At 33.9% G+C, this 12,746-nt stretch carries 12 protein-coding genes; 5 read left to right on the top strand and 7 right to left on the bottom strand.

Annotated elements, in window-relative coordinates; translation table 11 throughout:
* Positions 1-344: 344 nt before the first annotated feature.
* The 3 genes from P5P87_RS01970 to P5P87_RS01960 form a co-directional block, all read right to left on the bottom strand.
* Complete coding sequence (locus P5P87_RS01970) at positions 345-1,529, bottom strand: FAD-dependent oxidoreductase (RefSeq protein ID WP_278021367.1); 1,185 nt, start codon at positions 1,527-1,529, stop codon at positions 345-347.
* Between the two features lie 77 nt (positions 1,530-1,606).
* Positions 1,607-2,380: an AraC family transcriptional regulator gene (locus P5P87_RS01965; RefSeq protein ID WP_278021366.1), complete on the bottom strand. Its 774-nt coding sequence runs from the start codon at positions 2,378-2,380 to the stop codon at positions 1,607-1,609.
* Between the two features lie 304 nt (positions 2,381-2,684).
* Positions 2,685-3,077 carry a carboxypeptidase-like regulatory domain-containing protein gene (locus tag P5P87_RS01960; protein WP_278021365.1) on the bottom strand — a complete coding sequence of 131 codons (393 nt, stop codon included), beginning with the start codon at positions 3,075-3,077 and terminating at the stop codon, positions 2,685-2,687.
* A gap of 467 nt (positions 3,078-3,544) precedes the next feature.
* Here P5P87_RS01960 and P5P87_RS01955 point away from each other — a divergent pair, with 467 nt between their 5' ends.
* The 3 genes from P5P87_RS01955 (at position 3,545) to P5P87_RS01945 (ending at position 7,193) form a co-directional block, all read left to right on the top strand.
* Complete coding sequence (locus tag P5P87_RS01955) at positions 3,545-4,831, top strand: hypothetical protein (protein WP_198857301.1); 1,287 nt, start codon at positions 3,545-3,547, stop codon at positions 4,829-4,831.
* 735 nt (positions 4,832-5,566) lie between these two features.
* Positions 5,567-6,271 (top strand): SDR family oxidoreductase, encoded by a 705-nt coding sequence (locus tag P5P87_RS01950; RefSeq protein ID WP_278021364.1) that lies wholly within the window; start codon positions 5,567-5,569, stop codon positions 6,269-6,271.
* Positions 6,272-6,884: 613 nt separating this feature from the next.
* Positions 6,885-7,193, top strand: coding sequence for a DUF6965 family protein (locus P5P87_RS01945; RefSeq protein ID WP_278021363.1), 309 nt, complete (start codon positions 6,885-6,887; stop codon positions 7,191-7,193).
* 79 nt (positions 7,194-7,272) lie between these two features.
* On the opposite strand, the gene P5P87_RS01940 is transcribed toward P5P87_RS01945, so the two are convergent.
* Positions 7,273-7,803 (bottom strand): response regulator, encoded by a 531-nt coding sequence (locus tag P5P87_RS01940; RefSeq protein ID WP_278021362.1) that lies wholly within the window; start codon positions 7,801-7,803, stop codon positions 7,273-7,275.
* A 317-nt stretch (positions 7,804-8,120) separates the two neighbouring features.
* On the opposite strand from P5P87_RS01940, the gene P5P87_RS01935 reads away from it, so the two are divergent.
* Positions 8,121-8,312, top strand: a complete 192-nt coding sequence (locus tag P5P87_RS01935) for a cold-shock protein (protein WP_198857304.1) — start codon at positions 8,121-8,123, stop codon at positions 8,310-8,312.
* Between the two features lie 820 nt (positions 8,313-9,132).
* Positions 9,133-9,501 carry a VOC family protein gene (locus tag P5P87_RS01930; RefSeq protein WP_278021361.1) on the top strand — a complete coding sequence of 123 codons (369 nt, stop codon included), beginning with the start codon at positions 9,133-9,135 and terminating at the stop codon, positions 9,499-9,501.
* Positions 9,502-10,493: 992 nt separating this feature from the next.
* On the opposite strand, the gene P5P87_RS01925 is transcribed toward P5P87_RS01930, so the two are convergent.
* The 3 genes from P5P87_RS01925 to P5P87_RS25725 form a co-directional block, all read right to left on the bottom strand.
* Positions 10,494-10,862 carry a helix-turn-helix transcriptional regulator gene (locus P5P87_RS01925; protein ID WP_278021360.1) on the bottom strand — a complete coding sequence of 123 codons (369 nt, stop codon included), beginning with the start codon at positions 10,860-10,862 and terminating at the stop codon, positions 10,494-10,496.
* A 588-nt stretch (positions 10,863-11,450) separates the two neighbouring features.
* Positions 11,451-12,077 (bottom strand): HlyD family secretion protein, encoded by a 627-nt coding sequence (locus P5P87_RS25730; protein WP_340696617.1) that lies wholly within the window; start codon positions 12,075-12,077, stop codon positions 11,451-11,453.
* On the bottom strand, positions 12,052-12,744 hold the full coding sequence (locus P5P87_RS25725) for an HlyD family secretion protein (protein WP_340696616.1): 693 nt from the start codon (positions 12,742-12,744) through the stop codon (positions 12,052-12,054). The genes P5P87_RS25730 and P5P87_RS25725 overlap by 26 nt, the downstream gene beginning before the upstream one ends.
* Positions 12,745-12,746: the final 2 nt, after the last annotated feature.

Raw genomic sequence — 12,746 nt, 5'->3', positions numbered from 1 at the left:
AAGAATATGGTATTTTTTATTGGATGATTCCTTCAAAAAAGACAGTCTTTTTTTTAGTTCTAAAGTGTCTTTCTTTTGATTATTTTCTTTGATTATAATAGACTCAATATGAGTTGTTAAATCTTTGGATGAAGAGAATAGCTTTTGAGATTGTAATTTGGTAAAAAAAACAAAAGCATATAACACAAAAAAGAATCTAATTTTTTTTGTACAGAACATCATTTTGGAAAAGGGGGCTAATTGAGTTCGCTAAAATAAAAAAATATAAATCTTATTCTTAAAAAAAATTAACATATAAATTTAATTTAACAATTGTCCCGTATAATCAAAAAAAAATCTGTATTTCATTCTTTCCGATTTAAAAACATTCTTACTAAATCTTCTATAGAATCCCTGCTTGGAGAAGCAAAATCCTTTATTCCTTCAATAGCTTCTTTTCCTAAAACTGAAGCTCTTGCCCTCATTTTTGTTTCATAAGCCGCAACAGCAGATTTTAGATCGCTGAATTCTCCATTAGTTAAGCATTCGCTCAAATCTAAAGCATCTAGCATAGCAGTGTTAACTCCTTCTCCAGAAGGTGGCATCAGATGTGCAGCATCACCAAGAAGCGTTACATTTTCTTTTGCTTCCCAGTGCTGGTCCGTTGGAAAATAATTTAGCGGTCGAACTAGAAATTTCTTGCACGATTTAAATAAAGTGAAAAACTTTGGGTTCCAGTCGGCGTAAAATCCAACCAAATAAGCATAAACTTCATCAGCATTATTAAAATCGATACCACTTGTTTCAATCCAATCTTTAGCATACAGAGAAGCCGCGTAAAATGTCAAACCGCCATTTCCCATTGGCTGTACCGCAATAGTTTTTCCTATATCCATTGCGCTAAGATTTGCGTTATTGACTAGCTCATACATATCAGGGCAGTCAATTTTCGGATTTTCAATTTCCCCTTGAATAATTGTTGCACCAGAATACAATGCTTTAATATCTGTCACGTAGGAACGAACTTTTGAACGATAGCCATCGGCGCCGATTACAATATCTGCATTAGCCGTCATACCATTTTTGAATTTCAATTCCCACGTGTTGTTAACCTGTTCCATACTCAGAAATTGGCTATCCCATACTACAGTGTTAGGCAAAAGGCCTTCAATTATCATATTTCTTAATACTCCTCTATCAATTTCAGGCCTAAAATGCTCATCGTCAAAATTATCTTGATTGCCCTCATTAATTTCATCAAGAAGTATATTTAAATCTTTGTCAACCAAACGATACCTATCGGCATCTTTCATATAATTAGCTTTAAAAGCTTCCAATAAGTTCGCTGCTTGCATTACTTTTAAACCAGAATCAAAATGCAGATCCACAATTGCACCTTGAACGCGAGAATCCTGATTAAAATCTCTTTCATAAACTTTAACCTCTGCTCCTTTCAATTGCAACAGACGAGCCAATGTTAATCCACCTGGTCCAGCGCCTAGAATAGCTATTTTTTTATTTTCTAACAGACTGCTTGCTTTTCTTTCCATCTTATCATACTTTTTATTGGTGCAAAGAAATCGCGTTTCGTAGGAACGGACAATGTCAGAAAGAAGCAAATATAGGACTAATCGCGGTTTTGATTTCGAAATGCCAATGGAGTCATTTTGGTTATTTTAGAAAACAAACGGGTAAAATAAGAATAATCATCATAGCCTAATTCTGTTGCAATTTCTTTAATAGACTGATCAGAATGATGAAGCAAGCGCTTTGCTTCTAGCACAATACGCTGTTGTATATGATGTGAAACCGAGTAGCCTGTTTTAGCTTTAACACATTCATTTAAATAAGGCGTTGAGATATTTAATTTCTCAGCATAAGAACTTGGACTTTTTTCGATTGTAAAATTCAATTCTAAGGCGGTCATAAATGCCTTAGTGATAATTTCAAACCTTGAATAGTTCTCATTTCTTTTTGATTCGGCTAAATATTGTGATACTACTAATGCGACCAATACATTGCCAAATTCATTTACAATTGAACCATATAATTTTTCCTCTTTTCTGTCAGACATTTTAACACAGAGTAAAGCCGTTTCAGTTACTATCGATAGAACATCTTCTTCGACAGGAAGTACATTTACAGGAACAAGATCTTCTAAAATCTTTAAATATTCTGGACGAAGATTTTCTACTGTCATTATCCAACTCGTAATTACAGCTTCTTCAAATAAGATTAAACGATGCACTTGGTTTGGATGGATAAAAATAACCGAAGGCGCTTTGATTTCCATCTTCTGAAAATCAATTTCCATGTGAGTACTCCCTTTTTCTTGCACAATAAAGGTAAATCCAGAATCTCGATGAGATCTTTCCGTTTCTTTAGAATCCGATTGCGCCATTCAAGAACCTTCTTCCAATTATGATGCCCTCATTAAAATCAGGTGGTAATGTATTTACTGGGATCGGCTTTATCTTCATATGCATTTGTCTCTATTGCAGTAAAACAAAGTTAACTATTATTGCTTTACACAAAAAAGCAAGGGATAACCAAAACAAGGTCAGACAATTTATAGGTTGCTTTTTCTTAAAATATTTTTCACTATATGTAAAACTGCATAAAAGTACTGCAACAGAATCGAGGCATATTGTTGTCGATAAAAATAAAACCTCATCAAAATCTCAACTTAAGAAACATCAAGTTCATTAATCTGGATAAATATAAAATCCGTTTCTTCGCATCTCCCGTCTTATTCTTCTTTTTTCCTTACGACTTACAAAAGGCTTAAAAGCTTCTAAATTTACTTCATAATAATCTTTAGCAGTAATGGTGACTTCTTTTGATTCTAAACCTATAAAGCCTACAATTAATACATCATTTTCATTTAAGCTAATTTCAAATTTTCCATCCAAGTCTGCATATGTTCCCTTTTTCTGGTTTTTCACAGTGATAGTAGCTCCAGGCAACGGACCATTTTCATCCATCACAATTCCGCTAACTGTTTTAGCAATTTTAATATCTGATTTTGAATCTTTTTGCGTTCTACAAGATGCAAAAATGCATATAAGGCAATACAACAGGCATAATCTAAGTTTCATTAGAAATATATTTTTTGATTAAAGAAAGGCAGAATTTTTACAAAAAAGAATATTTTTTGTTTCCCTTACTATAATAGATTGTTACTTGGCCTAAAAGGTTGGAACAGAAATGAAAATAATATGATAAAAGTTTTTAAACGCTAGCAAGAAAGCTAAAATTCAATGAAAACTAATAAATTATCCTAACTACCTATCCTTCAGCGCTAAAATCATGATTTAAAAAATTTAAAAGAAAGAAAGATGTCACTCATTGTTAAACTTAGCTTCAACAAATGTTAAATATAAGTAAAGCCCTGTAAAGTCTCATGATTTTACGTATTTTTGTTAGAGGTTCTTCAGAAAAAAGATTTAAATTTTCTTGTAGTTGTTAGTCAGACATTTTCTTCCCAGCGACCACAAAAGCTAAAAACTTTATAATCTGTTTAAAAAGAGCCAAAAAAAATACCACTACAAATAGCCCCAAGACTATGAAAAAAATTACTTTAATGATGTGCCTGCTGATTGCCGTAGGCGTGAACGCGCAGCAGGAAAAAGGAATTATCGGATATGCGAACTGGCTGGACAACTGGACAGAATTCAAACCGCAAAAGACGGAGTCTAAAGATGCCAACCAGATACTGGCTGGAAATATCACTCAGAACACTAAGCTGATGAAAAAAAATGTATACATCCTTCAAGGAAATGTATATGTTACTAATAACGCAATTCTAACAATTGATCCTGGTACTGTAATTATTGGAGATGCAGCAAGCAAAGGAACTCTTATCATAACAAAAGGAGCAAAAATCATAGCAGAAGGACAGGAAACTGATCCTATTATTTTCACTTCAAACGCAAGCATGAAAAAAGCGGGCGACTGGGGTGGCGTAGTAATCCTTGGTGATGCCCCTATCAATAAATTTGGTGGAGCTGGCTCATACACTATGGATCTTGATCCTTCACTTACCGCATACGGAGGAGACAATGCAGCTGGCAACTCTGGAATATTTAAATTTGTTCGAATTGAGTTTGCAGGCCGAAAAGTAAAAGGAGCAGATAGCTTTAATGGGTTAACTGTTGCAGGAGCTGGAAACAAAACTGTTTTAGAAAACATTATGGTGAGCTTCTCAGGAGGCGATTCATTTGCTTTTTATGGTGGAGATGTAAATGCTTCACAACTGGTTTCATATAAATCTATAAACGACGATTTTAAAATCACACAAGGTGCTCAATGCCGTTTGTTTAATTCTCTAGCGGTTAGATCTTCTTATCTTTCAAGTAACAGAGACGGTTCAAGATGTCTTGAGGTAAAAGCATACGAAAAGAAGAGCGAAACTGATTTTACTAGAAAATCAACTTTCGTTTCTGCTTCAAACCTTACACTTTTAAATGACAGTGATAATATCAAAGCTGATATTCAGGCTGGTCTTATAAAAGAAGCTGTTTATGTAGCTGATAATGCTTCTCTTGAGCTTAAAAGAAGTGTGATTTCAGGTTTTAATCCAGCTGTATTATTAGATAGCCAAATGGCAGTAAATGCAGATAACTTAAAGAAGATCAAATTTGAAGAAATGTTTTTCAACCAATGTACGGGTAACATCTTTACAGAAAATAAGACAGACAATTCTGATCTAGAAAACTGGTATGGCAACAACCTATTCCAAAATGTATATTCGCAAACCGACAATAAAGAAACTTTTGTTGACATAAGCAATGCAAAAAGACCAGACTTCAGATTGCAGTTAGGAAAAATTACAGCATCTAGCGGTAGATAAATTCAAATATCTTCCATTAAACAATAAAAAAAGGAAATATCCCTGCGGATGTTTCCTTTTTTGTTTCCCTCTAAATAAAGTAGATTGCCCAGCAAAATTCCCTTCTTCTTAGCAAAACCACGAAAACTTCTAATATGCTATTATCAAACAAACGCATTACGAGAGCGGAAGTAAAAAGAAGATCATACAAAGCACAATCAAAACATATGCTCGCAAATAAAATACAGAGTTCTTTATTGTGGCGGCGCCTAATCTCTGAGAGCTTTAGTTTTAAAGCCGCTTTCTCTCCTGCTATAATCTCATGATATCTATCTGTCATAAAACATTAAAAAATTAAAACCTAAATATTTGTATATTCTGTATCTGTAAATTCTCTTTCAAAGGCCAAATGTAAAATTTTACATCGGGTTAATTTCACGTATTTACACCTATTTTCTTACAAATATACAATTCTTTTAAAATCATATTTAAAACCATAATAGTGTTACTAGCATATGTAAAAACTGCCCTTAAAGTCTCATTAATGAAAGACAGTTAGATGTTGATTAACATGAGCACTTGTTAATGTTCGAGGCACTTTAAACAGTGTATGTTTATGTTTTTAGATACCAGCTTTATTACTACAATACTAGAAATTTATCGTATTTTTATAAACGGTATGCTTTTTTTGACAGTACATACAAAATAGTTGCCTTAGAACAGGCAATAAAAAGGACTTAAATTAATTTTATAAAAATGCAGAACATAGAAAACAAAGTTGCCTACATAACCGGCGCGACAAAAGGCATTGGTTTTGGCATTGCAGAAGCTTTAGTTCAGAACGGGCTAAAAGTAGCGATCTCAGGAAGGGATATAAAGGCGCTTGAAAAGGCGCAGCAGGCATTGGGAAGCGAGAATATCCTTATTCTAGAATCTGATGTCAGAAATTATAATGACCAGCTCAAAGCTGTTGAACAGATTACATCTGAATTTGGAAAACTCGATATTGTTATTGCTAATGCTGGAGTAGGTAAATTTGCTCCCGTAGACGAAATGTCCTTAGAGGACTGGAACGCAATGATTGATACTAATCTGACAGGAGCTTTCTATACCTTAAAAGCAACTAGCGGACAACTAAAAACAAACAAAGGCTATTACATATCAATAGCATCACTTGCAGGCACCAATTTCTTTGCAAAAGGTGCTGCCTACAATGCTTCAAAATTCGGACTGGTGGGTTTTACCCAAGCTGCGATGTTAGATCTGCGTGATTATGATGTAAAGTGTACCACCATTATGCCAGGATCGGTTACTTCAAATTTTAACGGCCATACGCCAAATGAAGATGACAATTGGAAAATCCAACCCTCAGATATCGGACAGATGGTAGTAGATCTCCTAAAAATGAACCCTAATGTTCTACCGAGCAAAATAGAGATTCGTCCGACGAAAACCAAATAGATAAAATTCTCTTTCAATTAAAAAACAGCTCAAAAGGCTGTTTTTTTTAAAACAATATTGAATAAATGCAGATACCAACTGTAATGATTTCAGAACCAAAACCTTTGATAAACCAATCAAACTTAAAAAGTCTTTAAAAAGAAAAAAATATGGCAACATAAAAAAGATATCTTTTTCTATAGAAAATTATCTGCTAAAAGAAAAGAAAAAACTCCTTAAATATTTAAGGAGTTATTCGGCAACTTGGCGGGTGCCTGAAATGGTATGCGGTAACTAACTAAATCATTGTACAGAACCTTCAGACGAACCCGCCGGTCCCCTGTTACTTTTTCTGACTGTTTAATAAAGTATCATTACCAGTATAGAAACAAATTTATTGCAATATGAATATAAAAACTTACAGAATCTGCTAATAATATTACATCATTCTAAGCTTGGTATTGCAGATAGCCAAAAATTAAGTTTAATAAAAATAAACTTAAAAAAAAACTTTGTCTCCAATAAACTGACTTCCAAAACAGTGAACTAAAAAACAGTACAACCCCATAGCTAATAAAGCATAAACCCAATTGTATACCTTGCCTCATGCATAGTTTTTATCTAATTTTACGGCATGAATTACGAAGAGATAAAACGCCATTTTGAGAATAATCCACCGCCTGAAATTGTGGAATGGACAGGATGGGCAAAGATTACCGATACTCGGTTATTTCTAAAAAGCTGTTACATTGGTATTCGAAACTTTAACGGTCCTATCGATCGTTGTCCTGCATGGTGGCACCTGAGGGATTTTTATATTCTTATGAAAAAAAATGCTCAGCAGAGTCCTACTGAAGAAACCCAAGCAGAAGAGGCTTCTTTAAAAACTCCTATTGAAGAATCTGCCCATTTAGCTACCACTGAAAAAGAAGTTGCGGTATAAATTAATTTGCATCAGATAATCTTGCATAAAAAAATAGCTTTAAAAAATCACTAGGCGCGACTAACTTTTCATTTGTTTTTTACTTTTTACTATCCAAAACGAATTCTGTTCTATTTCTTGAGGCTTTGCTCCAGTTTATTGCTATAATTTCTTGAAGCAAATCCTTAAGTTCGTTAAATGAGCCTGGCTTAATAGCATAGCCATCAGCTCCTAGTTTATAGGAAAGTTCAATATGTAATGTACTGCTGCTGGTAGAAAACATAATAATTTTTACCCCACTCAAACATCCTACTCTACATTTTATCTCCTTTAGACATTCAAAACCATTTTTGCAGGGCATATTTATATCTAGGAATAGGATTTTAGGCTTGTCATTTTCTGCCTCATGAAGACTGTCTAAAAGTCGCTGGCCGTCTTCAAATACCTTTACGCCAATCTCAGGATGGATTTCCTTAAGGACTTCCAAAAATAAAATTCTGTCATCCTCATCATCCTCTGCTAAATAAATAAGTTTATGTAAAGGTTCGTGCAACATATCAGTATAATCCATAAGGTGTTGAATATCCTTGAAATACATATAGTAAATATAAATGTAAGATTTTTTTTTCACTTTAAAGTAAAAAGAACAAAACAACAAAAAAGTACATGTAAGTTTTCTTAATGCCTAAATAATTTTAAAACCCAAAATCCTATTCAAAACCTACTCCTTCAAGGAATATCTCCAAGCATAACCGCTCTTTCAAGAAAAGCTGAAAACGCTAATTTTAAAAAAAATCCAGATCAGATGAGTTACATTTATTTCAAAGATTCCTCATATTCCATCAAATTGGACTGTCTGCACTTAAAGTTAATTAAAACATAATTAAAAACTATTTCCTAAGTTGCTATCATTTAATAGAGTACATTTGTCCAAATTAAATATTTAATATGCAAGAAGGTACAGTAAAATTTTTCAATGAGGAAAAAGGATTCGGATTTATAACTCCTAATGATGGAGGAAGCGAAATTTTTGTCCATGCCTCAGGTCTATCGGAAAACATCCGTGAAAACGATTCAGTTCGATATGACATCCAAGAAGGCCGAAAAGGTCCGAACGCAGTAAACGTAATCGTAGCATAATATATACTATAGTACTAGTTTATAAAGCACCTGTCCAAAAACAGGTGCTTTTTTATTTAATGATTCGTAATGCTTCTGGGAATTACCGCTTTCGTATTGTACAAAGACGGGCACCTTCCTCAATTGGTCGGCGGAAAAGACGGCGCCTATTCTGCTGTTTTAACGTTCCTGCCGACAGGATTGAAAGGGCTTCCGTAGCAGCCTTAACGGCACGATGCCGCAGCAGAGCCGCATATTTCCTATTGATAAAGCATTACAGTTAATAACCCCGCACCTGCTGAATTTTGTACCTTTTTTTCTATTTCATTCATTCGCCCACAATAATCTGGAGCCTTTAAGTTTGAATGGATACCAGACAACAACAAAGGTACTTCGTTACTGCGCAGTAACGAAATAATCATTAAACAGTGCTTAGAACAAGAAAAAATACTCCTTCCCTTTAAAAGACAAAACCCTCCCTTCATTCTCTCTCCCGCCGGCCAAAACCAAAATTAAAAATAATCTAAAAGAAGAAAAACTAACTAACTAACTAACTAACTAACTAACTAACTAACTAACTAACTAACTAACTAACTAACTAACTAACTGTCAATATGCATCGGATTTTAGCTTACAAACTATGCTACTGAGCCTTTTTATACATTGCCATTGCTTTTTTATCGCCACCTGATAGAACTGCCGGTTCTGATAAAAAAGCGCCGTACGCTATTGCAGGAAAGACGCAAAAAAGCGGCAATGCCAGCAGTTCGCGCCCATTTAATCCTTACATTTGAAAAAGGCTTCCAAATCCAAATATCATTTGCACTCCCATTCTTATAATATGGTAAAAACCGAAACAATCATTGCAGTGGCTAACGTGCCGGAAAGCTCAAGATTCTATCAGAACCTGTTGGGCTGTAAAGGCGTGCACGGAGGAGAAACCTTTGAAATCCTCACCAGTGGGGATATTGTGATATTATGCCTCCATAAATGGGGCGAACACAAGCACCCGACCATGGCCAGCCCAAATGATGGCGCAGCAAACGGATTGATACTTTTCTTCCGGGTGGATGATCTGCCTGCTGTCTTTCAAAACGCTCTGGAGCTGGATGCCTCTGTTGAAAAGGGAATCCACTATAATGAAAACTCCCTGAAAAACCAATTTACGCTTTGGGATCCGGACCATTATTATATTATTGTTTCGGAGTAGCCCCTTCTTGCGAGCCGCAGAAAATCTCTTAAAAGCAAAGGCTATCAGGCATCTGCACTTAAAAAAGCTTCCATCTGCAGCCACAGAAACAAGACTGAAGATTTTACAGCTTGGCAATATCAAATTTTAGCAAAACAACACCTAAATATTCTAAAAAACACTTCAATAAAGAAAAGATCCAAAATATTAATTACCAACATTTTGAATCTTTTTTTATTTTTACTTTGTCTTTCTTTGCGCCCTCTATTTCCCGATGCAAAAGTTAACTTTCCTTATTTCATAAGGGTTAAACTAGTCAAGGTACAAATTTTCACATAGAAAAGTATTACAAAAAAACACGCAGAAAAATGTCTTCTTATGGAAAATTATTGCAGAGTGTAAAAAGAACTTATGAACTAAGTAGTTGTGTCAAATTTAAAAAAATTATTCTTTAATTCTTCTAAAATACAAAACAAGTTAAGCAGTTAATGAGAATGATTATTATTATTTGAAGACCATAGTCCGTTTAATTTTAATAAATGACGATTTTCTTTCTAACATCTTTCCTATTTACCATCCAAAATTTCGTTACAATTTAAACATTGAAAAATTACCTTTAGATTATCTTGTATTAGTAAGATTTTTTTCTACTTATTTTATTTTCGAAAAACTAAGGCGAGCATATTCATAGTGTCTGTAATTTATATGCGGCCTCGAAAATAAAGTCACCTTGAAAGATGTTTGTTATACAAAATATTGAAATAAACTTATCAATCTGGGTGCAGAATCGGTGCAATTTTATTTAATATTGTTTTAAAACACTAGTATAAAACTATTTAACTACTGAAGTTCGAAACATTACTAAATTCAGACCCTTAAATGCACTGCCCCCAAAAAGTTAGACACTATTTGGGGGCAGTGCATAACTAGTTATCTCTTTTTTATGCACAAATTTGCAGATTTTTCAGGCCTTTACAGTCTAATATTATAAGGTTCAATTAAAAATTGCAACGTTATTTTTGAAGTGTACTTATTTTTTCCCTTAGCTCATAATTTTTCCTCTGCAAAAAGTCTATTTGCTCTAAAACATAAGTAATATCATAGAGATTTTGATGCTCCGATACATTTAACATGCTTCCTTTGGAAATGGGTGCCTGATATATTTCGTCTTTTTCGACACCTAAGACGTTAGCAATTTTCATCCATTCCTGCATTGTTATATTCGTAATTCCTTTTTCTTTTCTGCTGTAAGTGGATTGAGTCATACCTACCAGATCAGCAATTTCTTCCTGCGATAATTGTTTTTGCAATCGCATAATCTGCAATTTTAGTTTAATCACTTCTGCGTTTATTAAAAAAAGATAATACCAAGTCTGTTTCATTCTCCTTTCATTATTTTACAGGACCAAAGTATTGGTTGCTGAAGGTTTAGAAGAAAAAAAAGTCGTAAATTAGGAGGAAGGCTCCTTTATTAAAAAGCGGTGATAATTGATTCTTCATACCTGTAATTTTTAACTAGTAAAATTCGTGCTAATGAAAAATCTAATTTATATGGAAAATAAATGGATAAAAAAGTATCAAATAAAAATCAAGATTTTAAAAACTATTTTATTGATTTAAAAAATTAGCCTACAAACATTTACAATTTCGGAGACAAAACTAAAATCAAGATTGAATATAGAAATTCAGCATCTAATTATCGTACCAAAACCTTCTAAAAAGTACAAGAAACTCTAAAAAAACAGGAATGAATGCAATCTTTAAGCAGGTACAAAATACATGCAATCAAACCAAGCCAGGGACTTTTTTTATGAGAAAAAAAAGTCTTATTTGCATAAATTATTTAAAAGCTAAACAATACCTGTATCAGAAATTTAACTTTCCAACAATCACAAGGCATTCAAAAAAACAGGACGCTAACAAGAAGTAGATTAAAAAGCGGCAAAAAACATTTGCCTTCTAAACTCTCACTATGACTCCTCAAAAACACTTTTAAACTGATATAAAATCCGCTCTATCAAACGCAGGTCTTCAGTTATAATTTCGGCGTTTCCTTTCATCTCTTGTTGAAAAGCAATATTTTTCCCATATGATGTTTTCAAGCCTTTAGAAAGTGTGACATCCATTAGCAGATTTCCATCCTTATCAGGCACGAGCGAAATATTTTTGATTTCTCCTTTCACAACCCCAAACTCCCTGTCAGGATAATTTGCCAGACGAATATTGACACGCTGTCCCACCTCTATCTTACCTGAATTTAAAGCAGATGCTTTTAGCTTTCCAATAAATCCATTTTCTTCATGCGGAATAATTGAAAATACATTATCTCCAACATTTATAGTCTGGCTTTCATTCCATACCTGCAAAAAGGTAACCTTTCCTGTTATTGATGATTTCAGCGCGTATGTTAGCTCCCAATCTCTTATTGCTTTTTTTAACTGATAAAAGGATTGTGAAACATTGCGGGCGAGATTAACTTCTTCTTTGGTGCTGTTAATCTGCAAATTCTGGCTCGATTTTGTGTTGTCAATCAAAGAAGATTTAAGTTGAGAAATCGACGATAATAAACTTTTATAACTCTTCTGCGCCTGAAGCAAGTTCAGTTTTTTTGGTTTCTATTTCCTGAGCAGAAATTATCCCTTTATTGAATAACGTTTCAAAACGGGCAACTTCATTTTTCTGAAGTTCCAGTTCGTGCTCGTTGATCACTTTCTGCTGCTGTAAGATTCCTATTCTTTCCTTTATCTGATTTTTTTCAGACTGTTGCGCTCTGGTTTCGACTTGAAAAGGATGCAGATTTATATTCAATTCCTGAGCCTGATAGTCTTTCTCAAATGCCGCATACGCACTTTCAATTTCGCCCAGTTGCATATTTTTCAATAGTTGAAAAGGAAATTCTTCTTTAGCGTTATTGATATTATGCTTATCAACAATACTCTTCAACAAAAAAACGTCTTTGTAATTGGCTGTATTTTCGATAATAGCCAATGTGCTGTACTTTTTAACCAATGTTTTATTTTTAACCAAAATAGCCTCAATTCTTCCAGAAGATTTCGACATGATTTTCTCTGGCGGAATATTGGTAGTAATTATAATTTCGGTTTTTATCACATCCGGATATTTCACAAACCATGAGATGAAAAATAGCAGAATGATAATAACAAACATTAAAACTGTTCCCCATCGGATCATCCAATGCGGCATTTTGGTCAGGATATCCTGAACTTCTTCACTTCTTAACTCAATATCGGTTCTCTGAGGCATTT

Origin of the sequence: Flavobacterium ginsengisoli, from assembly GCF_029625315.1 — a bacterium.
Taxonomy (GTDB): domain Bacteria; phylum Bacteroidota; class Bacteroidia; order Flavobacteriales; family Flavobacteriaceae; genus Flavobacterium; species Flavobacterium ginsengisoli.
The sequence above is the reverse complement of the archived record's forward strand: the minus strand, read 5'-3'. Positions and strand labels throughout refer to the sequence as shown.